Annotated in this window: 24 protein-coding genes; 15 read left to right on the plus strand and 9 right to left on the minus strand. The window is 65.1% G+C overall.

Annotated elements, in window-relative coordinates:
• Positions 1-3 precede the first annotated feature (3 nt).
• Positions 4-870 (plus strand): M90 family metallopeptidase, encoded by an 867-nt coding sequence (locus QC821_RS14665; protein WP_309722987.1) that lies wholly within the window; start codon positions 4-6, stop codon positions 868-870.
• On the plus strand, positions 851-1,858 hold the full coding sequence (gene ltaE / locus QC821_RS14670) for a low-specificity L-threonine aldolase (protein ID WP_309723217.1): 1,008 nt from the start codon (positions 851-853) through the stop codon (positions 1,856-1,858). Before QC821_RS14665 ends, ltaE begins: the two co-directional genes overlap by 20 nt.
• Here ltaE and QC821_RS14675 read toward each other — a convergent pair.
• On the minus strand, positions 1,848-2,723 hold the full coding sequence (locus QC821_RS14675; RefSeq protein ID WP_309722989.1) for a LysR substrate-binding domain-containing protein: 876 nt from the start codon (positions 2,721-2,723) through the stop codon (positions 1,848-1,850). The two genes, ltaE and QC821_RS14675, sit on opposite strands and share 11 nt — an antisense overlap.
• A gap of 122 nt (positions 2,724-2,845) precedes the next feature.
• Here QC821_RS14675 and QC821_RS14680 point away from each other — a divergent pair, with 122 nt between their 5' ends.
• Together QC821_RS14680 and QC821_RS14685 are read left to right on the plus strand one after the other, a co-directional pair.
• On the plus strand, positions 2,846-4,051 hold the full coding sequence (locus tag QC821_RS14680) for a TauD/TfdA family dioxygenase (protein ID WP_309722992.1): 1,206 nt from the start codon (positions 2,846-2,848) through the stop codon (positions 4,049-4,051).
• Positions 4,052-4,133: 82 nt separating this feature from the next.
• The gene (locus QC821_RS14685; RefSeq protein WP_309722995.1) at positions 4,134-5,075 is read left to right on the plus strand and encodes an ABC transporter substrate-binding protein; all 942 of its coding nucleotides are present in this window, start codon (positions 4,134-4,136) and stop codon (positions 5,073-5,075) included.
• Here QC821_RS14685 and QC821_RS14690 read toward each other — a convergent pair whose 3' ends face one another.
• The 7 genes from QC821_RS14690 to QC821_RS14720 form a co-directional block, all read right to left on the minus strand.
• Positions 5,076-5,843, minus strand: coding sequence for a 2-keto-4-pentenoate hydratase (locus QC821_RS14690; RefSeq protein ID WP_309722997.1), 768 nt, complete (start codon positions 5,841-5,843; stop codon positions 5,076-5,078).
• Between the two features lie 3 nt (positions 5,844-5,846).
• Positions 5,847-6,566, minus strand: a complete 720-nt coding sequence (locus tag QC821_RS14695; protein ID WP_309722999.1) for an aspartate/glutamate racemase family protein — start codon at positions 6,564-6,566, stop codon at positions 5,847-5,849.
• A gap of 18 nt (positions 6,567-6,584) precedes the next feature.
• On the minus strand, positions 6,585-7,871 hold the full coding sequence (locus QC821_RS14700) for a TRAP transporter large permease (protein WP_309723002.1): 1,287 nt from the start codon (positions 7,869-7,871) through the stop codon (positions 6,585-6,587).
• A complete protein-coding gene (locus QC821_RS14705; RefSeq protein ID WP_309723005.1) occupies positions 7,871-8,383 on the minus strand; it encodes a TRAP transporter small permease in 513 nt (170 codons plus the stop codon). The genes QC821_RS14700 and QC821_RS14705 overlap by 1 nt, the downstream gene beginning before the upstream one ends.
• 10 nt (positions 8,384-8,393) lie before the next feature.
• Positions 8,394-9,404: a TRAP transporter substrate-binding protein gene (locus QC821_RS14710; RefSeq protein ID WP_309723008.1), complete on the minus strand. Its 1,011-nt coding sequence runs from the start codon at positions 9,402-9,404 to the stop codon at positions 8,394-8,396.
• Between the two features lie 214 nt (positions 9,405-9,618).
• Positions 9,619-10,467, minus strand: coding sequence for a MurR/RpiR family transcriptional regulator (locus tag QC821_RS14715; protein WP_309723011.1), 849 nt, complete (start codon positions 10,465-10,467; stop codon positions 9,619-9,621).
• A 61-nt stretch (positions 10,468-10,528) separates the two neighbouring features.
• Positions 10,529-11,464 carry a LysR family transcriptional regulator gene (locus tag QC821_RS14720; RefSeq protein WP_309723015.1) on the minus strand — a complete coding sequence of 312 codons (936 nt, stop codon included), beginning with the start codon at positions 11,462-11,464 and terminating at the stop codon, positions 10,529-10,531.
• 103 nt (positions 11,465-11,567) lie between these two features.
• Between QC821_RS14720 and QC821_RS14725 the strand changes: the two genes are divergently transcribed.
• Complete coding sequence (locus QC821_RS14725; protein ID WP_309723018.1) at positions 11,568-12,452, plus strand: alpha/beta fold hydrolase; 885 nt, start codon at positions 11,568-11,570, stop codon at positions 12,450-12,452.
• Positions 12,453-12,467: 15 nt separating this feature from the next.
• Positions 12,468-13,541, plus strand: a complete 1,074-nt coding sequence (locus QC821_RS14730; RefSeq protein ID WP_309723021.1) for a tartrate dehydrogenase — start codon at positions 12,468-12,470, stop codon at positions 13,539-13,541.
• 102 nt (positions 13,542-13,643) lie between these two features.
• On the opposite strand, the gene wrbA is transcribed toward QC821_RS14730, so the two are convergent.
• Positions 13,644-14,243, minus strand: coding sequence for an NAD(P)H:quinone oxidoreductase (gene wrbA / locus QC821_RS14735; RefSeq protein ID WP_309723024.1), 600 nt, complete (start codon positions 14,241-14,243; stop codon positions 13,644-13,646).
• A gap of 235 nt (positions 14,244-14,478) precedes the next feature.
• Between wrbA and QC821_RS14740 the strand changes: the two genes are divergently transcribed.
• The 9 genes from QC821_RS14740 to QC821_RS14780 all read left to right on the plus strand — a co-directional run bounded on the left by QC821_RS14740 (position 14,479) and on the right by QC821_RS14780 (position 22,032).
• Complete coding sequence (locus tag QC821_RS14740; RefSeq protein WP_309723025.1) at positions 14,479-14,919, plus strand: hemerythrin domain-containing protein; 441 nt, start codon at positions 14,479-14,481, stop codon at positions 14,917-14,919.
• A gap of 71 nt (positions 14,920-14,990) precedes the next feature.
• Positions 14,991-15,497: a lipocalin family protein gene (locus QC821_RS14745; RefSeq protein WP_309723028.1), complete on the plus strand. Its 507-nt coding sequence runs from the start codon at positions 14,991-14,993 to the stop codon at positions 15,495-15,497.
• 122 nt (positions 15,498-15,619) lie between these two features.
• Positions 15,620-16,621, plus strand: coding sequence for a succinylglutamate desuccinylase (locus QC821_RS14750; protein WP_309723031.1), 1,002 nt, complete (start codon positions 15,620-15,622; stop codon positions 16,619-16,621).
• Between the two features lie 235 nt (positions 16,622-16,856).
• On the plus strand, positions 16,857-17,627 hold the full coding sequence (locus tag QC821_RS14755; protein WP_309723034.1) for an ABC transporter ATP-binding protein: 771 nt from the start codon (positions 16,857-16,859) through the stop codon (positions 17,625-17,627).
• Between the two features lie 15 nt (positions 17,628-17,642).
• A complete protein-coding gene (locus QC821_RS14760) occupies positions 17,643-18,344 on the plus strand; it encodes an ABC transporter permease (protein WP_309723036.1) in 702 nt (233 codons plus the stop codon).
• 1 nt (position 18,345) lies between these two features.
• Complete coding sequence (locus QC821_RS14765) at positions 18,346-19,068, plus strand: ABC transporter permease (protein ID WP_309723039.1); 723 nt, start codon at positions 18,346-18,348, stop codon at positions 19,066-19,068.
• A 133-nt stretch (positions 19,069-19,201) separates the two neighbouring features.
• Entirely contained in the window at positions 19,202-19,972 is a 771-nt protein-coding gene (locus QC821_RS14770; RefSeq protein ID WP_309723041.1) for a transporter substrate-binding domain-containing protein, read from the plus strand.
• 114 nt (positions 19,973-20,086) lie between these two features.
• A complete protein-coding gene (locus QC821_RS14775; protein WP_309723044.1) occupies positions 20,087-20,854 on the plus strand; it encodes a transporter substrate-binding domain-containing protein in 768 nt (255 codons plus the stop codon).
• Positions 20,855-21,246: 392 nt separating this feature from the next.
• On the plus strand, positions 21,247-22,032 hold the full coding sequence (locus QC821_RS14780) for a transporter substrate-binding domain-containing protein (protein WP_309723047.1): 786 nt from the start codon (positions 21,247-21,249) through the stop codon (positions 22,030-22,032).
• Positions 22,033-22,059 lie beyond the last annotated feature (27 nt).

The raw sequence follows: 22,059 nt of genomic DNA on the forward strand, positions 1-22,059 counted from the left end.
GCCATGCTGGGGCGGCTCAAGCGCTGGCGCAGCAGGCAGTTCGAGCAGCGCCACCCGTTTCCCGACGACGCCTGGGCCGAGGCCCGGGCGCGTATCCCGCTGCTCGCTGCGCTCGACGCCGACGACGCCAGCCGCCTCGCTCAGCGCGCCTGGCGCTTCGCCCACGCCAAGCGCCTGACCCTGCACCCCGAGCTCGCCGCGACCACCGATTTCGACCTGCCGGCGCGGCTGGCGCTGGCCGCCCAGGCCTGCCTGCTGACCCTGGGCTGGAACGACGACGAGCACGCCGAGGCCTTCGCCAACGTCCACGAGGTGCTGGTGCTGCCCGAGGCCTTCCAGCGTCAGGTCGAGGAGATGGACGAGTTCGGTGTGATGCACGAGTACGTCGACGAGCGCGCCGGCGAGACCTCCTACCAGGGCCCGGTGGTCGTCGCCTTCCCCGACCTGATGGAGAGCGGCGAGTGGAGCGGTTTCAACGTGCTAATCCACGAGTTCGCCCACAAGCTCGACATGGGCAACGCCAGCGATATCGACGGCTTCCCGCCGCTGCCGCGGGACATGGACCCGCGCGAGTGGCACCGCCTGTTCAGCGCGGTGTGGGACGACCTGCAGGCGCGCCTCGAACGCGGCGAAGAGACGCCCATCGACGACTATGCGGCGAGTCACCCAGGCGAGTGCTATGCGGTATGCTGCGAATACTTCTTCAGCGCCCCGGACGTGCTCGACCAGGCCTACCCCTCGCTGTACGCACTGCTGGTACGCTATTTCCGCCAGGATCCGCTCGCCCGCCAGCCTGCCGACGCCCGCGGCGCTGCCCATGACAATGACCGATACCGCCACGAGGACACCGATGATCGATCTGCGCAGTGATACCGTGACCCGCCCTACCCCGGCGATGCTAGCCGCCATGGCCGAGGCCCCGGTGGGCGACGACGTATGGGGCGACGACCCCAGCGTGAAGCGCTTCGAGGAGGCCGTCGCCGAGCGCGCCGGCAAGGCCGCGGCGCTGTTCTTTCCCTCCGGCACCCAGAGCAACCTGGCCGCACTGCTGGCGCACTGCCAGCGCGGCGATGAGTACATCGCCGGCCAGCAGGCCCACACCTACAAGTACGAAGGCGGCGGTGCCGCGGTGTTCGGCAGCATCCAGCCCCAGCCGCTGGAGAATGCCGCCGACGGCTCGCTGCCGCTGGACAAGATCCGCGCCGCCATCAAGCCCCGCGACGTCCACTTCGCCCGCACCCGGCTGCTGGCGCTGGAGAACACCATCGGTGGCAAGGTGCTCGACCCCGACTACGTGCAGGCGGCCACCGACCTGGCCCGCGAGCACGGCCTGGCCACCCACCTCGACGGCGCGCGGCTGTTCAACGCCGCGGTGGCCAGCGACACACCGCTGGCCACGCTGTGCGCGCCCTTCGACAGCGTCTCGCTGTGCTTCTCCAAGGGGCTAGGCGCGCCGGTGGGCTCGGTGCTGGCAGGCCCGCAGCCGCTGATCGACGAGGCACTGCACTGGCGCAAGGTACTCGGCGGCGGCATGCGCCAGTCGGGCCTGCTGGCCGCCGCCTGCCACCACGCCCTGGAGCACCACGTCGCTGACCTGGCCCTCGACCACGCCAAGGCGGCACGGCTCGGCGAGGCGATCGCTGCGCTGCCTGGGGTCGAGGTGGCCTCGGTGGCCACCAATATGCTCTTTGCGCACTTCCCGGACGCCCATCGCCAGCCGCTGGTCGACCACCTCAAGGCGCGTGGCATCCTCGCCGAGCTGCTCTACGCGACCCGCTTCGTGGTCCATCGCGACATCAGCGACGCCGATATCGACGCGGTGATCGAAGCCTTCCGCGACTATTTCGCTAGTCACTGACATCGCGCTCAGCGGCCAGCCAGTGCCATAGCCGTGCGGCATCCTCGCCGACGTCACGGCGGCTGGATCGCACCAGCCAGAAGCTCTCCTCGGAGGCGATGTCGAGGGCAAAGGGGGCGACCAGGTCGTCGCGCTGCTGGATGAGACGCCGATGGGCCAGCGCCACTCCCGCTCCCTGGCTGGCCAGTGCCAGGGTCATCACCTGGTTGTCGCAGGTCAGCGCCGGACAGTCGCGCTCCAGCGCGGCAACCCCGGCCCGCTCCAGCCAGGTCGCCCAGCCCACCGCGAATCCCAGCGCATGCAGCAGGGTGTTGCCGCTCAGGTCCGCGGGTGACGCCAGGTTGGCGGCCACGCCGGGGGCACACACCGGCAGCAGCGTCTCGGCACCCAGTGACAGCGCCTCGACCCCCGACCACTCGCCGCGACCATAGCGAATCTCGATATCCGCGCCCTCGGGGCCGAAGTCGTCCTGCCAGATGGCACTCACCAGACGTATCGCAATGCCCGGGTGGTCGCGATGAAACCGCGCCAGTCTTGGCGCCAGCCAGTTCTGCTGGATCACCGGCGTGGTACGCACCGTTACCGGGTTGTCGGGCGAGGTACCAAACACCTCCGAGGTGCCTTCGCTGATCCGCGCAAAGGCGTCGTGGATGCTCGGCAACCACGCCTGCCCCGCGGGAGTCAGCGACAGGCTGCGCGGGTAGCGCACAAACAGCTTCTGGCCCAGGCGATCCTCGAGCAGCCGAATGCGCTGACTGATCGCCGCCTGGGTCACGCCCAGCTCGCGGCCTGCCGCGGTAAAGCTCAGCGTGCGGGCTGCCGCCTCGAAGGCCTGCAGCCACAGCAGGGGGGGTAAATCACTCATGAGAAAGTCAGCTATAAGCTCAGCTTGGCCAAAGGGGCCAGATTAATCGTTTGTCAGTCCATCGGCCAGCCTCCATTCTGGCGTTCGCCATCCACGCCAGGAACAGGAGAGCCATCATCACGATGCACAGCACCATCTCTCAAGCCGATACGCTGATCACGCCTACCACCGACCGCCCGGACCCTCAGGCCGCCCCGCCCATGGCTGAACTGAGGCCCTACCCCGCCACGCCACTGCTGCGTGGCGCGAGCGCTCGCGACGAGGAGATCGAGCTGGTCTGGGACGATGGCGAACGAGCTAGCATCCCACTGCTCTGGCTGCGCGATCACTGCCCCTGCGAGGCATGCCGCCACCACCAGACCCGCGAGCGACTGATCGCTCCCCTCAATGAGGCACCCGAGAGCGCCGAGGTGGGCCTCGAGGCCGGCCACCTGCGGCTGCGCTGGGCCGATGGCCATCTCAGTCAGTTCGCCGCAGGCTGGCTCTATCAGCGCCGCCCAGCGGCTGTGGACGCGAGCGCACTCCCTGCGCGTCAGGCCTGGTGCGAGGCGTTCACGCCGACTCGCGTCGCCCACGCCGATATTTTCACCCCGGGTGGCGAAGCCACTTGGCTCGAGGCCCTGCTGCGCGACGGCCTGGTACTGCTCGACGGCGGCCCGCTGGCCGACGAGGAGGTCAGCCGCATCGCCGAACGCATCGGCCCCCAGCGCCCCACCAACTTCGGTGCGCGCTTCGACGTGCGCTCCAAACCCAATCCCAACAACGCCGCCTATACGGCCATCGGCCTGGCGCTGCACACCGACCTGCCCAACTGGCGCCAGCCGCCGGACATTCAGCTGCTCTACTGCCTGCAGAACGAAGCGCAAGGTGGTGAATCGCTGTTCGCCGACGGCTTCCAGGTTGCCGAAGCGCTACGCGAACAGGCCCCCGAGCACTTCCGCCTGCTCAGCGAACTGGCCATCGATTTTCGTTTCCAGGACGAGACCCAGGACATCGCCACCCGCGCGCCGGTGATCGAATGCGACGCCAGCGGCCAGGTGGTGGAGATCCGTTTCAACAACTGGATTCGCGACACCCTGCGCCTGCCCGCCGCACAGATGACGGCCTGGTACCGCGCCTATCACCACTTCTGGACCCTGCTCCACTCGCCGCGCTACCAGCTCGACTTCGCACTGGCGCCGGGGCAGATGGTGGCCTTCGACAACCGCCGCGTGCTGCACGGTCGTCGCGCCTTCGACCCCAACACCGGCGCCCGCCACCTGCAGGGCACCTACCTCGACCGCGACATGCTCGAATCGCGGCTGCGCGTGCTGGCGCGCGATAGCTAACGCCGCTCACACGTGATCCCGCCGGCCACTACTACGCCATACCCCGGCGGCGTCACCCCACCATCACAACAGGAGAAACTCCATGACTGCACCCCTGACCTCGCCGCGCATGCTGCTTGCCGGCGGCCTGCTGGCCGGCCTGGCGCTGCCCGCTCACGCCGATGATGCAACCCTCGACTTCGGCGTTCCGGCCTGGCCCGGCATCACCGTCAAGACCGAGATCGCCGAGCAGCTGCTGGCGCCGCTGGGCTATGAGACCCGCACCCATGAGCTGGGTCTGCAGGTGGTCTACCAGGGTATGGACAGCACCGATATCGACGTCTTCCTGGGCGGCTGGATGCCCGCCCAGAACGCGATGTTCAGACCGCGCGAGGAGAACGGCAGCATCGTCTCCCTGGCCAATAACGTCGACGGTGCCCAGATGACGCTGGCAGTGCCCGAGTACCTCTACGAACAAGGCATCCAGAGCTTCGCCGACCTCGACGCCAACCGCGAGATGTTCGACAGCGAGATCTACGGCTTCGGTGCCGGCTCGGCGGCCAGCGAGATCCTCGAGGCGGCGATCGCCGACGACGTCTGGGGGCTCGGCGGCTGGCGCCTGATCGATACCAGCGAGGTCGCCATGCTCAGCGCCGCGCGCGATGCCATCTCCCGCGAGGAGCCCATCGTCTGGGTCGGCTGGACGCCGCACTGGATGAACCTGGAACTGCCGATGCGCTATCTCGACGACCCCCAGGACCTGTTCGGCGAGAACAACGGCGAGAGCGACGTGCTGACCCTGATGCGCAGCGACTACGCCGAGGCCAACCCCGAGCTGGTCAGCTTCTTCGAAGCCTTCACCTTCAGTGCCGAAGAGCAGAGCTGGATGATCCAGGAGTACGGCCAGCAGGAGCGTGACCTCAGCGAGGTGGCCGCCGAGTGGATTCGCGACAACGCCGAGCGCGTCGAGGCGATGTTCGCCGACGTCAACAACCGCGACGGCGAGCCGGCCTGGCCCCAGGTCGCGGCAGCCCTCGAGCTCTGATCAGAGCACGGTCACACTCACGCCACCGATGCCATCGAATTGGGCCGTGGCCTGCAGTGGATGACTTACCGGCAGCTTGCCGGTGCAGGAACCGCAGGTGATGACCTCGCCGGCTCTCAGCCACTGGCCTCGTATGGGCAAATTGTTGGCCAACCACACCAGCAGGGCCAGTGGGTCGCCGGCGGGGTTGCCGCCCACGGCGGTGATCCGTGACTCACCGTCCAGTGTTAGAGTCACTGCCACCTCATCGAGGGCCATCTCTCGCCAGCGCGTGGTGCCCTCGCCGACCACCAGGCAGCCAAAGTTCTGAAGGTCCGCCAGTTGGCTGAATGCGTCGACCCCATCGGGCCAGTCGCGGTAGCGTGAATCGACGATCTCGATGACAGCATGCAGTGACGCCACCGCCGCCACCACCTCGCGGCTCGTGTAAGGGGCATCCTTGGGCGGCAGGTCGTCGGCCAGCGTGAACGCCAACTCCGCCTCCAGCACTACCCTGGAGAAGTCCGATAGCCGGCATCTACTCGCCTGGCGGTGCAGAGCACTCGCTGGCAAGGGCGCATAGTGCGGCGCTGCATGGGGCGCCGGCGCGCCGACCTTCCACCCACCGGAGGGCCCTAGCCGCTCAGCCAGCGCCTGCTGGATGCGATACGCCTGGGCCCGATCCTTGGGCCGACAGGTGTCCGGCAGCGCAGCCAGCCGCTCGCCACTCAGCCAAGCCCTCTCGAGCAGGTTCGCCGCCTGCTCAATCGCATCGTTATGCAGTGCCATGCGTCAGCGCGTCCCGTTAGTCGATAGCGGCTTGCTCTGCCAATCAGAAGCCTGCTGTGCGGGGCCACCGCCGCGGCCGAACTGCAGGCTTCGCTGCAACTGCACCGCGGCCACGGTGGCATCGATCACCGGCAGCGGCAGCGAAGGCGCCAGGCGCAACGCCAACCCCGCCAGCGGTCCGCCGCCAAGGATAATGCTGCGGCACTCGTTCCGTGCCGCCACCTCCCTGCAGCGTTCCCGTAGCGGCCCCTCCAGTGCCGACTGGATCTCACCGGGGTCCTCGGGCAGCGGCAAATCGACCACATGGATACCGCTGAGCCACGCCTGCATGCCATAGCTCTCCACCAACTGCTGCATGGCGGGCACCACCGCGGTGGCAAAGGAGACCACAGCGAAGGGGCCACCCAGAGCGCTGGCGGTGAGCAAGGAGGCGTGGCCAATGCCCACCACCGGACAGTCGACGACCCGTCGCAGTGCCGCTGCCCCGGTGTCACCAAAGGAGGCCACGATAATGCCGTCGAACCCGTCTCCCATCGCCAGCACCGTATCCACCACGGCCTGCTCGGCCAGCCGTGCATCGCCGTCATCGACAATCAGCGGCGGCGCGCCATCGGCTTGAGTGACGACGATCTCATCCCCCGGCAGCGCAGCAAGCCTGGCGGCCGCACCGATATGACGGGTCACGCCGGACGAGGAGTTGGGGTTGATGACCAGTAGTCGCATAGACGTATCCGTGTCTGGTTAAAGAATGATCGACGGCAGCCACAGCGACAGCGCCGGGAACACGTTGATCAGCGCTAGTACCACCAGCATGGCGAGCAGAAACCAGGCCAGCGACGGGATGATTGCGCCGATGCTGATGCGCGCAATCGAGCAGGTGACAAGCACCACCGAGGCCACCGGCGGCGTCTGCTGGCCAATGCCCAGATTGATGGTCACGATCAGCCCGAAGTGCACCCGGTCGATGCCCAGCTGGTCGGCGAGCGGCAGGAAAATCGGCACCAGCATCAGAATCGCCGGCGTACCGTGGACGATGGTGCCCGCCAGCAGGAAGAAGATATTGATCGCCAGCAGCACGACCCAGTAGTTGTCGGAGATACCCAGAATCCCCTGGGCAATGTCCTGGGGAATGCCCTTGTTGGTCAGGTACCAGCCCAGCAGCGTCGAGGTGGCAACGATGAACATCAGCATGGCGCTACGTTTGCCGGCGATACGCAGGGTATCGAGGAGCGCGCGGAAGGTCAGTGACCGATAGTAGAGGGTCGCCAGGATGATCGCCCACAGGGCCGCCACCGCCCCAGCCTCGGTGGGCGTGAAGATGCCGCCCAGAATACCGCCCAGGATCAGGATCGGCAGGGTGATGGGGATGATGGCCTCGCGCCCGGTATCGATCATGTTCTTGAACACGAACTTACCCTCGATGGGATAGCCCTGACGCACCGAGATCACGTAGGCAGTGAACATCAGTGCAAAGCAGACCACGAAGCCAGGCACGATACCCGCCGCGAAGAGCTGGGCAATGGAGGTGTCGGAGACATAGGCGTAGAGGATCAGATTGAGGCTCGGCGGCACGATGATCGCCATGGTCGCCGAGGTCGCGGTGACTGCCGCTGCGAAGGCCACGGAGTAGCCGCGCTTTTTCATCTGCGGGATCATCACCGAGCCAATCGCCGCAGCGTCCGATGTCGCGGTGCCGGAAATCTCGGAGAAGAACAGCGAAGTAAGAATATTGACGTGGGCCAGCCCGCCGCGAATATGCCCAACCAGGGAGCTCGCGAAGTTGATCAGGCGCTCGGCGATGCGCCCCTGATTCATCACCTCGCCGGCGACCATGAACAGCAGCGCCGCCACCAGCAGATAGTTGTTGGCCCCACCGAAGGGCACCATACCCATAATCTGGGGCATCACGTTGGGGTCGAGCAGGATCATGACCATCGCGGTCACGCCCAGCACGAAGGCGATGGGCATGCCGGTGAGCAGGAAGATCACCAGCATCGTCAGAATCAGGTAGCCAGGGTCCAGAGGCATCAGTCGGTCTCCGGGTAGAGTTCATTGGGGGCAATCTTGCCGGTGGCCAGTCCGAACAACCGGGTCGCGCAGATGATGGCGATCAGGCCGCAGCCGAGCGGCATCGCCCAGCGGAACAATGCCATGGGTAGGTCGATGGAGATCAGCGAGCGTCCGTGGAAGCCCAGACTGGCGTGCATGCCGTAGTAAGCGACCACCAGGGCAAAGACCAGCATCAAGGCCTGATTGATGCACAATAGTACCCGCTGCACGGCCAGCGGCATGAGGCGCAGCACGCTGTCGAAGCCGAGATGTTCGTTGATCTTGGTCAGGTAGGCAGCACCGATGAAGGTGAGAACTGCCAGCAGGTTGGCCGGCAGTTCCTCCCCCCATGACACCGAGGCGTTCAGTACGAAACGCGAGAACACCGCGTAGTTGAGCAGTACCAGCAGCAGGCCGGCCAACGCGACCACCATGCTGTCGAGAAGGCGCACGGTAGCGCGCTCAATTCCCTGAAACACGTTCGGTGTCATAAGACTTCTCCTAGCGCTGGCTCATGACATCGAGCGTGACATCGATCATGTCCTGGCCGATGGCTTCGACGAAGATGGGGTCCTCGTAGAGGCCGGCAGCGGCTTCTTGAAACGCGGCGAAATCGATCTGGCTGATCTCGATGCTGTCTTCCAGCTCGGACAGCACCGCCGCATCGGTCTCTTCGCCCCAGGTAAAGGTCCAGGACGCCATGTCCTGGGCTACCTGCTCGAGTATCTCGACATCCTGATCATCCAGGCGGTTGAGGAAGGGCTCGCCGAACAGCAGAAAAGTGGGCAGGTAGACGTGGTTGGAAACCGAGAGATAGTCCTGTACCTCGTCGAGGCGCGCCGTCTGCACCACGTGGGCAGGATTTTCCTGGCCATCGATCACGCCCTGATCCAGGGCCGAGTAGACCTCGCCGAAGGCCAGCGGCGTGGCGTTGGCACCCAGATGGTTGAACATGGTCACCCGCTGGCGATTGTTAGGGGTGCGGATACGCAGGCCGTCGAGGTCCTCAGGCACCACGACTGGCCTGACGTTGTTGGTGATATTGCGAAAGCCGTTGTCCCACATCGCCAGCAGACGCATGCCGGTGCCCTCGAAGCCCTCGCGCAGCATGTCACCCGCTTCGCTGTCGACGAAATAGGCCACGTCGTCGCGATCCTCGAACAGGTAGGGCAGATCGAAGATGCCGGTTCTGGCATTGAACTGCGACGTCGCCGAGGCCGCCAGGGAAGCATGGTGAGTGCCCATCCCCAGCCCTTGCAGTACATCATCCTCGCCACCCAGCGTACCGCCCATGAACAGACGCACGTCGAAGCGTCCCGGTGCCTCTTCCTCCAGCCGCTCGCTGAACTCCTCCAGGAAGGTGTGGGCAAAGGAACCCGACGAGTGTGTGCTGTTGATCTGGATCTCGATGGGACTGGCAAAGGCCGTTGGCACGGCGGCAAGCGCTGCCAGAGAGGTAGCAGCCGCCAGGTGTGTCGGACTGAAACGCGGGAAATGCAGACGAGTGATCATGGTAGAACCTCTGGTGTTGTCGTTAGGGATACCAGCAACGGACACCAAAGGAAATCCAATTTTCATACCAAGACTTGCAGAAAATTTATTTTCATGTTGCTCGGCAATTAGTTATGCCGGAAAAGCGCCTGAACAGGGTAGATGAAAATGCCGCCACGGGTGGCAAAAATGCACAACAGGCGTGCATTTTTGCCACAGTGTGCACCGGCCTGGCTCACTGCAACTCGTCGAGCGCCTCGTGAATGGCCTCGATCTCACTCATTCGCTGGCGTCCTGCGGCGCCAGAGAGCTCGAGAACCCGAGTGGCCAGGTAGTGGCTGAGGGCCAGCACTGACACGTGGTTGAACAGCGGACCTGGTGCGGCCGTGCGGCAGCGGAAATGCCAGGTGAAATGAGGCTCTCGAGAGGCGCTCTCGTCGGTGATGTAGAGCACGCGAGCTCCGCTGCGCACCAGCTGCTCGGCCACGCCGCTCAACTGAGCCGCACGCCGTTTCATGCCATACAGCACGACGCAGTCCTCGGCGGTAATGCTGACAAGACTCTCGGCCAGGGTCTCCGCAGCCTTGGGCAGCAGTGCCGTGTGCTCGAGCACCTGAAGGATCTGCCAGTTGAGGTATTCGGCGAAGGCGTGGCTGCTGCGAAAGCCGATGATCCACACCCGCCGCGACGCGAGCATGGCCTGTGCCACCTCATCCACCTCTCGCTGGCAGACACTCGTCCCGACCTGCTGCAGGTTGGCAATGGCCTGGCCGACGTGCTGCAGAAACCGGCTGTTCTCGGAGTCGACCTGCTTGCCTTCCACCAGCAGCAGCGCTGCGCCCTCTTCACGATTAGCCCGCACGTGCTGACGTGCCTCTTCATACGACCGGTAGCCCAGCTTCTTGATGAAGCGGGTCACGGTGGCATTAGAGACCTTGGCGAGTCCCGCCAGCTCCGAGGCATTGTAGCTGGCCAACTCGCCGGGAAAGTCGAGGATGAACTCGGCCAGGCGGCGCTCCGTCGGGTGCAAGGTGGGCAGGGCCGACCGGATCAGAGTGACGAAGGAAGGTTTCTTGGTGGTCATGCAGGAGGCATCCTCGCATTAGCCTCGGCGGGCGAAAACGTCACTTACCATAGCAGAAATGCTACTCATCGGGCGGCGCCGGCACCCTGCCGGCCATCTCGCCTTCGAGATGCTCGATAAAGGCGCGAATCCGCGCCGGCACCTGCCGGCGCTGCTCGTACACCGCATAGAAGTCCGCGCGCACGCCTCGCCACCCGGGCAGCAGCGCCACCAGCGCGCCGCTGGCCAGGTGGTCGTGGACGTCCCACCATGAGCGCAGCATCACCCCGTGACCGTCCAGCGCCAGCCGGGTGATTACCTCGCCATCATTGCTCGCCAGCCGCCCGCTGACCTTTACCGACTGTACGACCTGGGGGTCGTCATCGCGCTCGAAGCGCCATAGCGGAAAGTCGCTGTCGTTCTCGCGAATCACCAGGCAGGGGTGGCCCACCAGGTCGGCGGGAGAGTCGAGTGCCGGCATACTGGCCACATAGTCGGGGGCGGCACACAGCACGCGGCGGTTGGCGAGGATACGCCGTGCCACCAGCCGCGAATCGGGGGGCTCGCCAACGCGAATGCCGACATCGAAACCGTGGTCGCCAAGATTGAGCGGAAAGTTGGTCAGCTCCAGCCAGCCGTCGAGCCGCGGGTGGCTGGCGCAGAAATTCGATAGCAGCGGCGCCACATGGCGGCGCCCGAAGCCGAAGGTGGCATTGACCCGCAGCCGGCCCGAGAGCTGGCCCTGGCTGTTTCCGCTGCGTGTCTCGAGCAGCGCACCCTCGAGGGCCTCCAGTTCGTCGAGGATCAGCGCGCCGCGAGCCAGGTAGAGCTCCCCCTCAGCGGTCAGCGTCAGGCGTCGGGTAGTGCGGTGGGCAAGCGGTACACCGAGGCGCGCCTCGAGCAGCTTGAGCCGTTTGCTCACCGCCGACAGCGACAGCCCTGTGGCACGCGATGTGGCGGTCAGGCTGCCGGCCCGGGCCAGCTGCTGGAAGAAGGCTAGATCGTCGAGCTGGGCCACGACACTCTCTACTTTAATTCAACAATGGTTTTCCATTTAGCCCGATTATCTCCATGAAGCCAAGGACTAGACTGGGGGTATTCAAGATCGGGAGGCAGTAGCCATGTTCGAGGGATTCCGCTCATTCGACATCGCCCATGGCGACGTCGACATCCATGGCCGCATCGGCGGCTCAGGCCCACCCCTGCTGCTGCTCCACGGCCATCCCCAGACGCATGTGATCTGGCATCGTCTAGCAGCGACGCTGGCCAACCACTTCACCGTCGTGGTCACCGACCTGCGCGGCTACGGCGACTCGTCGAAGCCGCCCGGCGAACCCGACCATGCCAACTACAGCAAGCGCGCCATGGCCGACGATCAGCTCGCGGTGATGCGCGAGCTTGGCTTCGAACGCTTCTTCCTTTGCGGCCACGACCGCGGCGGCCGCGTCGCCCACCGCCTGGTCATGGATCACCCAGAAGCAGTGGAAAAGCTGATGCTACTGGATATCGCCCCGACCCTGGCCATGTACGAACAGACCGACCGCACCTTCGCCACGGCCTACTTCCACTGGTTCTTCCTGATCCAGCCGGCGCCGCTGCCGGAAACCCTGATCGAGGCCTCGCCTGCCGACTACATCACCCGCACCATGGGCGGGCGGCATGCCAGTCTGGAGGCCTTCGACCCCGCGGCCATCGCCGAGTACCAGCGCTGCCTGGCCCAGCCCGGTGCGGCCCACGCCCTGTGCGAAGACTACCGCGCCAGCAACGGCATCGACCTGGAGCACGATCGTGCCGACCGCGAGGCCGGGCGGCGCATCACTTGCCCTGTCAGCGTACTGTGGGGCAAGCACGGCATCATCGAGCGCTGTTTCGAGCCGCTGGCGGAGTGGCGCGCCGTGGCAGAGAGGGTCGAGGGCGAGGCCCTGCCCTGCGGCCACTACATCCCCGAGGAGGCGCCGCAAGCACTGCTCGAGCGCCTGCTGCGCTTCATGACGCCCAACCACTGACCCGAGGACCCGACCATGACCCATCGTATCGCCGTGATCGCCGGTGACGGCATCGGCACCGAAGTGATTCCCGAGGGCCTGCGCGCCCTCGAAGCCGCCGCCAAGCGTTTCAATATCGACCTCGACTGCCAGACCTTCGAGTTCGGCAGCTGCGATTACTATCTCGAGCACGGCAAGATGCTGCCCGACGACTGGTTCGAGCAGCTCAAGGACTTCGATGCGCTGTTCTACGGCGCGGTGGGCTGGCCGGAGAAGGTGCCCGACCATATCTCGCTGTGGGGCTCGCTGCTGCAGTTCCGCCGCCAGTTCGACCAGTACATCAACCTGCGCCCGTGCAAGCTAATGCCCGGCATCAAGAGTCCGCTGGCCGGCCGCCAGCCCGGCGATATCGACTTCTACGTGGTGCGCGAAAACACCGAGGGCGAGTACTCCAGCGTCGGCGGCAAGATGTTCGAAGGCACCGACCGCGAAGTGGTGATCCAGGACACCGTGATGACCCGCACCGGCATCGACCGGGTGCTCAAGTACGCCTTCGACCTGGCCCAGACCCGGCCGCGGAAGAAACTCACCTCGGCCACCAAGTCCAACGGCATCTCGATCACCATGCCCTACTGGGACGAGCGCGTGGAGGCCATGGCCAAGGGCTATCCGGAAATCGCCGTGGACAAGTTCCACATTGATATCCTCACCGCCAACTTCGTGCTGCACCCGGACTGGTTCGATGTGGTGGTGGGCAGCAACCTGTTCGGCGACATCCTCTCCGACCTCGGCCCGGCCTGCACCGGCACCATCGGTATCGCCCCCTCGGCCAACATCAACCCCGAGGGCAAGTTCCCCAGCCTGTTCGAGCCGGTTCACGGCAGCGCCCCGGATATCGCCGGCAAGGGCATCGCCAACCCCATCGGCCAGATCTGGTCAGGCGCCATGATGCTCGAGCACCTCGGCCATCAGGAGGCCGCCGACGCCATGCTCAAGGCCATCGAAGCGGTGCTCGCCAGCGGTGACCAGGGTGTGCTGACGCCGGACGTCGGCGGCCAGGGCACCACCGAGAGCCTGGGTCGCGCCATCGCCGAGAAGATCGCCGGCTAAGGCAGCACGCCAACGCCAAGCCCAGCACCAGACAGCCCCCACCGGCTCACGCCGGTGGGGGCTGTACGTCTGCAACTTCCAGATTCGCTGCGTGGGTCTGGATCAGCCCTTGAGCTTGGCGGCGATGCCGGCCACGTGCTCGCCCTGGAAACGAGCGATCTTCAGCTCGCGCTCGTCGGGCTGGCGCGAGCCATCGCCGCCGGCGATGGTGGCGGCGCCGTAGGGGGTGCCACCGCTGACCTTGGAAATATCGAACTGTTCTTCGATACCGTAGCCGATCGGCACGATGACCATGCCGTGGTGGGCCAGGGTGGTCCAGGTCGAGGTAATGGTCATCTCGTCGCCGCCGCCGGTACCGGTAGAGGTGAACACACTAGCCACCTTGCCGCGCAGCGCGCCCTTGGCCCACAGGCCGCCGGTCTGGTCGAGGAAGGTACGCAGCTGGCCGGCCATGTTGCCGAAGCGCGTCGGCGTGCCGAAGATCACCGCATCATAGTCGGCAAGCTCGGCGGGAGACGCTTCCGGGGTGTCGTAGCCCTGCTTGCCACCGGCGTTGGCCAGCGCTTCGGCGCTCATGGTTTCCGGTACGCGCTTGACGGTCACCTCGACGCCCGCGACCTTGGCTGCGCCTTCAGCAACGGCCTTGGCCATGGTGTCAATGTGGCCATACATGGAGTAGTAAAGTACCAGTACCTTGGTCATCGCGGTAAACCTCGCATCGTCGGTTGATGTATGGCCATACAATAGCGCAGCCGTGAATGAGAAAAAGCGAATGATTTCGACAGCTCGGTGCGATTTTATCGACACGTCCACCCCGGGAACCCCGCCTGGCCGGCGCTGTCCCTGAAAGTGGCACAACGACAATCAGCCACGAGAAGGAATTCATCAGCAGCTATCGGCGCTGCTGCACGTTTCGACCTACGCAAGGAGCTCGACTGTGACAATCTTCGAAGCGCTACGCCACGACCACGACACCCAACGCGATCTGCTCGAGCAGCTGGTGGCCACCCACGGCGATACCCAGGCGCGCCGTGACCTCTACCGCCAGGTACGCGCCGAGCTGACGCATCACGCTGCCGCCGAGGAGCGTGCGCTGTACATCCCGATGATGGCCATCGATCTGACCCAGGAGAAGGCGCGCCACAGTGTGGCCGAGCACCATGAGATCGACGAGCTGATCGAGACCCTGGACGCCACCGAGTTCGACTCTCCCGCCTGGCTGACCCATGCCAAGTCGCTGCAGCACCTGGTGACCCACCACCTCGACGAGGAGGAGCAGGAGGTGTTCCAGCTGGCAGGCCGCGGCCTGGAAGCGCAGCAGAAGACCGACCTGGCCGACGACTACCGCCAGGAAATGGCGCGGCTGCGCCAGGCATGAGGCAGCCGAGTTCTCGCAGCCGCATTCGTGACGGGGTGCCTCGCCGGCACACCATTGCTCTGCCCGTCGCCATGGCACTGCTCTTGGCGGGCTGTACCGGCATCCCTAGCGGCACCCAGCCTGTGACCGGCTTCGAGCTCGAGCGCTATCTCGGCCAATGGTACGAGATTGCCCGTCTCGACCACTCCTTCGAGCGCGGCCTGGACTGCGTGACCGCCGACTACTCGCTGCGCGACGATGACGGCGTACGCGTCATCAACCGCGGCTACAACCTCGAGGATCAGGCGTGGGACGAGGCCGAGGGTCGCGCCTACTTCATCGGCGAGGAGGACGTCGGGCGCCTCAAGGTAAGCTTCTTCGGCCCCTTCTTCGGCGGCTACAACATCCTCGAGCTAGACGATGACTACCAGTATGCCCTTGTCACCGGCCCCAACCGCGACTACCTGTGGATCCTGGCCCGCGACCCCGAGCTCGACGACGCCACCTACCGGCAGCTGCGCGACACCGCTGAAGACCTCGACTTCGCCGTCGACGAGCTGATCGAGGTGGAGCAGGGCGAGGCCTGCCCCGCTCGCTGAGGCAGCGCCGGGGTTTTCATTCTGGCACCCGGCTTTTTCATCAGCTCGACGTGGACGCTTGCCGCCGCGGGCGGCGACTCGGATGGTGGGGCACACTCTGACCATCCACACGAGATCACCGCATGCTGAGCGACTGGCTCGACCTGACCCTGGACGGCAACGCAGGCGCCATCCGCACCGGGCGTCTCACGACCGGCAGCTTCGATTGCCACGGCCCCGGCATCCTCGAGCTGACCCCCGAGACGCCGGCCAGCGGCGCCCACGCCTGCGTGATCTCCGCCGGTATTCACGGTAATGAGACAGCCCCCATCGAGCTGGTCGGTGAACTCCTGGCGCGCCTCGAGGCCGGTCAACTGCGACTCGGCGCCCCACTGCTGGTGCTGCTTGGCAATATCCCGGCAATTCGCCACTCGAAGCGCTTTATCACCACCAACCTCAACCGGCTGTTTCGCCGTGATCTCAGCCTCGAAGGCGACGAGCCGGAGCGCGCACGCGAGCTGATGGCCAGCGTCGATGACTTTTACCAGCGCCACGCCGAGCTGCCACGGCTGCATTACGATATGCACACCGCGATCCGCGACAGCCGCTATCCGCGCTTCGCCGTCGAACCCTATGCCGATTCGCCTACCGCCCCCTTGCAGTGGCAGTGGCTGGCCGCCGCCGAGATGCAGGCGGTACTCCACCAGCACCAGCACAGTTGGACCTTCTCGCACTACTCGAAGCACTACCACGGCGCCCAGGCCTTCACTCTCGAGCTGGGCCGGGTCGCCCCCTTCGGGCACAATGACATGGCCGCCCTGCGCCCGCTGCGCCACCTCCTCGAAGCCCTATTGGAGGGTCGCGAGCCCCAGCGGGGCGACCCGACACGCATGGCCTTCTTCCGCGTCGAGCAGGAGCTGATGCGCCACGCTGAAGATTTCCGCTTATGCTTCGCCGACAACGTGGCCAACTTCACAGAATTCTCGCCCGGCAGCTGCCTGGCCCGTGACGCCGTGGCCGGCGACTGCGTGGTCGGAGAGCAGCCGTTGGCGGTGGTCTTCCCCAACGCCGAGGTCGAACTCGGTGCCCGCGCGGCACTGCTGGTCAGAGCCAGCGAGACACCGTCAGGAGAGCCCCGCCGCTAGCGGATTCACGCACCAATCCACCCATTGGCAAGACGATTTTCCACATTACAACAACAGCTTGGAGATTTATGATGATTCCACCCTCTTACGACCTAGACCAAAGTCGAACGGCGTTCCTTGCGATCGGTCCTGCCCAGGCTTAGCTGGCCTGATAGAATCGCCCCCTTTTCGCGCCAGCCACGCTGACTCAGGGGCCGCCTCACGAGCGGCATCCCATGTACTGGAGCTTACTATAATGGCCGCAACGCCAATGCCCCTCGAAGCGCGCAATATCAAGAAGCGCTTCGGCGACACCGAGGTACTCAAAGGCCTCTCTCTGCAAGCCCACAAGGGTGATGTCATCACGCTGATCGGCGCCTCCGGCTCCGGCAAGAGTACCTTCCTGCGCTGCATGAACCTGCTCGAGCAGCCCGACGAAGGCGACCTGCTGATGCATGGCGAAGAGATCCGCTTCAAGCAGACCCGGCGCGGCCGCGAGCCGGCCGACTGGAAGCAGGTGGTGCGCATGCGTGCCAAGCTGTCGATGGTCTTCCAGAGCTTCAACCTGTGGGCGCACATGACGCTGCTCGAGAACATCATCGAGGCGCCGATTCACGTGCTAGGCAAGCCCAAGAAGGAAGCCCTTGAACACGCCCATGCGCTGCTCGAGCGGGTCGGCCTGACGGCCCGCGCCAACGCCTATCCGGCACAGATGTCGGGGGGCCAGCAGCAGCGCGGCGCGATCGCCCGGGCGCTGGCCATGGACCCGGAAGTGATGCTGTTCGACGAGCCCACCTCGGCGCTCGACCCGGAACTGGTCGGCGACGTGCTCAAGGTGATGCGCGACCTGGCCAATGAAGGCCGCACCATGATCGTGGTAACCCACGAAATGGGCTTCGCCCGGGATGTCTCCAGCCAGGTGATCTACCTGCACCAAGGCGTGATCGAGGAAGCCGGCCCGCCTCAGGAGATCCTGGCCAATCCAAGTTCACCGCGCCTCCAGCAGTTCCTGGCGCCCAAGTACTGACCGCGGGAGACTCCCATGCTTGACCTGCAAGGCTACGGCCCGCGGCTGATCGAAGGCGCCGGGGTGACCATCCAGCTGGCGCTGCTGTCGCTGGTCCTGGCCATCGTGCTGGGGCTGCTCACCGCCAGCGCCAAGATGTCGCGCAACTGGCTGCTGCACAAGATCGCCACCCTCTACACCACGGTGATTCGCGGCGTGCCCGACCTGGTGCTGATGATGCTGCTGTTCTTCGGCGGCCAGATGGCGCTCAACGTGGCGACCGACGCGCTCTACGACCGCTTCGGAGTGGACTGGTACGTCAACCTCAACGCCTTTGCCGCCGGGGTGCTGACCATCGGCTTCATCTTCGGCGCCTACATGGGCGAAACCTTCCGCGGCGCCTTCCTGGCCGTCGACGAGGGCCAGATCGAGGCGGGGCGTGCCTACGGCATGAGCAACTGGCTGGTGTTTCGCCGCATCCGCTTCCCGCTGATGATGCGCCACGCCCTGCCCGGCCTCTCCAACAACTGGATGGTGCTGCTCAAGACCACCGCACTGGTCTCGGTAATCGGCCTGTCGGACATGGTACGGGTAGCCGCCGAGGCATCCCGCGCCACCCACGAGCCGTTCGTGTTCCTGATTCCCGTGGCGCTGGTCTACCTGGCCATCGCAAGCGTCTCGGAGTTGATCTTCGTGCGCCTGCAGAAGCGCTATAACGTCGGCTTCGGAGGGCACTGACATGGAACTCACGACCTGGTTCACCGACCTGCTCGACGGCAACCTGATCTTCACTCCCCAGACCCTGGGCTACTACTGGGACGGCCTGGTGACCACCAGCCAGCTGGTGTTCCTGTCGCTGCTCGCCGGCCTGGTGCTGGCGGTACCGCTGGCCATCGGCCGCAGCTCGCGACACCGCTGGATCAGCCTGCCGATCTACTTGTATACCTACGTCTTCCGCGGCACGCCGCTACTGATCCAGCTCTACATCATCTACTACGGGGTGGTGTTCGTGGACGGTATTCAGGAGTCGATTTTCTGGCCGCTGCTGCGCGAGGCCTTCTACCCGGCACTGATCGCCTTCACCCTCAACACCGCGGCCTACACCACCGAGATCTTTCGCGGTGCGATCAAGGCCACCTCCCGCGGCGAGATCGAGGCGGCGCGCGCCTACGGCATGTCCAATGCCCTGACCATGCGGCGAATCGTGCTGCCCAGCGCCTTTCGTCGCGCGCTGCCGGCCTACGGTAACGAGGTGATCTTCATGCTGCATGCCAGTGCCATCGCCAGCGTGGTCACGCTGATGGACCTGACCGGCGCGGCACGCTTCGTCTACGCGCGCTTCTACGCCCCCTTCGAGGCCTTCCTGTTCGTGGCGGCGATCTATCTGTGCCTGACCTTCGCCATCCTCTACTTCTTCCGCTTCCTCGAGAAGCGGCTGCTGGCGCATCTCAAGCCGGCATGACGACAGCCGTCAAACGAGCGTTGGGAATTTGGCCCCACAAGGCCAAATTCCCTCTTCCGGCCAACCGCGAGCTGCGCTAATGTGGCCGAGTTCTCACCTTCGAGTGACCCCGACAACAACACGGAAATGCATCATGAAAAAACTGCTGACTGTCTCGATTCTCGGCGCCGCGCTGGTCGCCGGCAGCGCCCAGGCCCGCGACTACGACCACGTGCGTTTCGGCGTCGACGTACCCTACGAGCCGATGGAATATCGCACCCCTGACGGTGAACTGACCGGCTTCGATATCGACCTCGGCAACGCCCTGTGCGAAGAGATCGGCATTACCTGCGAGTGGATCGTCCAGGAGTGGGACGGCATCATCCCCGGCCTGATGTCGCGCAACTACGACGCCATCATGTCGTCGATGACCATCAACGACGAGCGCCGCCAGACGGTGCTGTTCTCCGACCCCTACTTCACCCCGCCGTCGGCCTGGTTCGCCCCTGCCGACAGCGAGCTCGACGACGCCACCGAGGAGAGCCTCGACGGCAAGACCATCGGCGTGCAGCGCGGCACCCTGCAGGACAACTTCGCCACCGACATGTTCGGCAGCGTAGCAAACGTCAGCCGCTACTCCACCGCCGACGACATGGTGCTGGACATGCAGGCCGGCCGCCTGGATATCGTGTTCCTCGACTACCCGGTGGGCAAGTCGACCCTGCTCGACAGCGAGAGCCGCGACTACAAGGTGGTCGGCGAGATGATCACCGAGCCCAAGGAGTACTTCGGCGACGGCTTCGGCATCGCCTTCCGCCAGCGTGACGAGGCACTCGCCGAGCGCTTCAACGAGGCCCTGGCCACCCTCCAGGACGACGGCACCTACGACGAGATCTACGAGCGCTACTTCGGCGACGACGAGTAATCTCGATCTGCGCTCCCGGCTGCGCCGGGAGCGTTTTCCAGCCTACCCATTGCCGAACTTGCCCCCGCAAGCTCGGCAGTATTTTGCTTTTTTCACAACAATAAGGACGTTCTCATGTACCGCTATCTTGGCATCACCCTGCTCGGCGCCGCCCTGGTGGCCGGCAGTGCCCAGGCCCGCGACAGCTATGACCACGTGCGCTTCGGCGTCGACGTGCCCTACGAGCCGATGGAGTACCGCACCCCGGACGGCGAGCTGACCGGCTTCGATATCGATCTCGGCAACGCCCTGTGCGAGCAGATGGGCATCACCTGCGAGTGGATCGAGCAGCAGTGGGACGGCATCATTCCCGGCCTGATGGCGCGCAACTACGACGCCATCATGTCGTCGATGACCATCAACGAGGAGCGCCGCGAGCAAGTGCTGTTCTCGGATGCCTACCTGACGGTGCCCTCGGCGTGGTTCGCCCCGGCGCAGAGCGAGATCGAAACACCGGACGAGCAGACCCTCGACGGCCTGACCCTGGGCGTACAGCGCGGCACGCTGCAGGACAGCTACGCCACCGACTTCTACGGTGACGTGGCCAATGTGCGCCGCTATGCCACCGCCGACGACATGCTGCTCGACATGGAGTCGGGGCGTCTCGACCTGGTGTTCGTCAACTACCCGGTGGGCAAGACTACCCTGCTCGACAGCGAGCGCGGCGACTACCGCGTGGTCGGCGAGATGATTCGCGAGCCCTACGAGTATTTCGGTGACGGCATTGCCATCGCCTTCCGGCCCCGCGACGAGGCACTCGCCGAGCGCTTCAACACGGCCCTCGCCGAGCTCCAGGAGAGCGGCGTCTACGACGAGATCCACGACCGCTACTTCAGCGAATAAGGCAGCTTACTGCGCCTGTGTTTCAGGCCCCTCCCACCGGCGGGGCCGCTTGACACATCCCGTGCAATCGCGCATGTTTTCCAGGTGGCATCGACACCCCAAGAGGTCCACTTCCATGACTTTCCACCCCAGGATCGTCCAGGCGAGTTTCGTTGAGAGCTTCTATCTCAGCGAATGGTTCGACGAATAGCCCTCCCCCGGCCAGCCCTGGCCACTCGGCACTTGCGTGCCCGATATCACCGCTGACACCGCGATGAACCCTGCCCGGCCCAATGCCCAGGTGTGACCCATCGGCTGCCTCAGCGGCAACGTCCTACGTACCAACAATCACAAGCTGCCACCGCGCGGCGACCTAGGCTCTATCTGAAAAGACTAGACCCATGGAGATTCCCATGCATTATTCCACGCTACTGCTGAGCGCTGCGCTCGGCGCCACCTTGATCACCGGCACCGCCCAGGCCCGCGACTACGACGAAATCCGCCTCGGCGTCGACATTCCCTACGAGCCCTTCATGTATCGCCAGGCCGACGGCGAACTGACCGGCTTCGAGATCGAACTGGGCGAAGCGGTCTGCGACTATCTCGAGATCAGCTGCACCTGGGTCGAGCAGGACTGGGACGGCATCATCCCCGGCCTGATGGCGCGCAACTACGACGCCATCATGTCGTCGATGGCGATCACCGAGGAGCGCGCCCAGCGAGTGCTGTTCTCCGAGCCCTACTACACCACCCCCAGCGCCTGGATCACCACCCACGAGCACGACATCGACATTGACGACCGCGACAGCCTTGCCGGCCTGACGGTGGGCGTGCAGCGCGCCACCCTGCAGGACAACTACGTCACCGAGCTGTACGGCGACGTGCTCGACATTCGCCGCTACACCGGCGTCGACGACGTGGTCACCGACCTGCGCGCCGGGCGCCTCGACCTGAGCTTCATGGACTACCCGATCGCCGAAGCGGCCATCGAGATCGATACCGAAGGCAGCGACTTCCAGCGCATCAGCGACTTCATCAAGGAGCCCGAGCACATCTTCGGCCAGGGCGTCGGCGTCGCCTTCCGCCCCCGCGACGAAGCACTCGCCGAGCGCTTCAACGAGGCCCTGGCGGCGCTCAAGGAGGACGGCACCTATGATGAGATCATGCAGCGTTACTTCAGCTACGACGTAAAACTGTAACGTCACTTGAGCCCCACGACGCCGGCC

Origin of the sequence: Franzmannia qiaohouensis (genome assembly GCF_031451695.1) — a bacterium.
Taxonomy (GTDB): Bacteria; Pseudomonadota; Gammaproteobacteria; order Pseudomonadales; family Halomonadaceae; genus Franzmannia; species Franzmannia qiaohouensis.

What these genes read in the sequence shown, in the direction of transcription:
- QC821_RS14750 (WP_309723031.1), top strand. Translation starts at nt 15,620, where the DNA reads ATGCTGAGCGACTGGCTCGACCTGACCCTGGACGGCAACGCAGGCGCC.
- QC821_RS14770 (WP_309723041.1), top strand. Translation starts at nt 19,202, where the DNA reads ATGAAAAAACTGCTGACTGTCTCGATTCTCGGCGCCGCGCTGGTCGCC.
- QC821_RS14705 (WP_309723005.1), bottom strand. Translation starts at nt 8,383, where the DNA reads ATGACACCGAACGTGTTTCAGGGAATTGAGCGCGCTACCGTGCGCCTT.
- QC821_RS14680 (WP_309722992.1), top strand. Translation starts at nt 2,846, where the DNA reads ATGCACAGCACCATCTCTCAAGCCGATACGCTGATCACGCCTACCACC.
- QC821_RS14685 (WP_309722995.1), top strand. Translation starts at nt 4,134, where the DNA reads ATGACTGCACCCCTGACCTCGCCGCGCATGCTGCTTGCCGGCGGCCTG.
- wrbA (WP_309723024.1), bottom strand. Translation starts at nt 14,243, where the DNA reads ATGACCAAGGTACTGGTACTTTACTACTCCATGTATGGCCACATTGAC.
- QC821_RS14745 (WP_309723028.1), top strand. Translation starts at nt 14,991, where the DNA reads ATGGCACTGCTCTTGGCGGGCTGTACCGGCATCCCTAGCGGCACCCAG.
- QC821_RS14755 (WP_309723034.1), top strand. Translation starts at nt 16,857, where the DNA reads ATGGCCGCAACGCCAATGCCCCTCGAAGCGCGCAATATCAAGAAGCGC.
- QC821_RS14775 (WP_309723044.1), top strand. Translation starts at nt 20,087, where the DNA reads ATGTACCGCTATCTTGGCATCACCCTGCTCGGCGCCGCCCTGGTGGCC.
- QC821_RS14710 (WP_309723008.1), bottom strand. Translation starts at nt 9,404, where the DNA reads ATGATCACTCGTCTGCATTTCCCGCGTTTCAGTCCGACACACCTGGCG.
- QC821_RS14700 (WP_309723002.1), bottom strand. Translation starts at nt 7,871, where the DNA reads ATGCCTCTGGACCCTGGCTACCTGATTCTGACGATGCTGGTGATCTTC.
- QC821_RS14765 (WP_309723039.1), top strand. Translation starts at nt 18,346, where the DNA reads ATGGAACTCACGACCTGGTTCACCGACCTGCTCGACGGCAACCTGATC.
- QC821_RS14780 (WP_309723047.1), top strand. Translation starts at nt 21,247, where the DNA reads ATGCATTATTCCACGCTACTGCTGAGCGCTGCGCTCGGCGCCACCTTG.
- QC821_RS14695 (WP_309722999.1), bottom strand. Translation starts at nt 6,566, where the DNA reads ATGCGACTACTGGTCATCAACCCCAACTCCTCGTCCGGCGTGACCCGT.
- QC821_RS14665 (WP_309722987.1), top strand. Translation starts at nt 4, where the DNA reads ATGCTGGGGCGGCTCAAGCGCTGGCGCAGCAGGCAGTTCGAGCAGCGC.
- QC821_RS14690 (WP_309722997.1), bottom strand. Translation starts at nt 5,843, where the DNA reads ATGGCACTGCATAACGATGCGATTGAGCAGGCGGCGAACCTGCTCGAG.
- QC821_RS14715 (WP_309723011.1), bottom strand. Translation starts at nt 10,467, where the DNA reads ATGACCACCAAGAAACCTTCCTTCGTCACTCTGATCCGGTCGGCCCTG.
- QC821_RS14675 (WP_309722989.1), bottom strand. Translation starts at nt 2,723, where the DNA reads ATGAGTGATTTACCCCCCCTGCTGTGGCTGCAGGCCTTCGAGGCGGCA.
- QC821_RS14725 (WP_309723018.1), top strand. Translation starts at nt 11,568, where the DNA reads ATGTTCGAGGGATTCCGCTCATTCGACATCGCCCATGGCGACGTCGAC.
- QC821_RS14760 (WP_309723036.1), top strand. Translation starts at nt 17,643, where the DNA reads ATGCTTGACCTGCAAGGCTACGGCCCGCGGCTGATCGAAGGCGCCGGG.
- QC821_RS14730 (WP_309723021.1), top strand. Translation starts at nt 12,468, where the DNA reads ATGACCCATCGTATCGCCGTGATCGCCGGTGACGGCATCGGCACCGAA.
- ltaE (WP_309723217.1), top strand. Translation starts at nt 851, where the DNA reads ATGATCGATCTGCGCAGTGATACCGTGACCCGCCCTACCCCGGCGATG.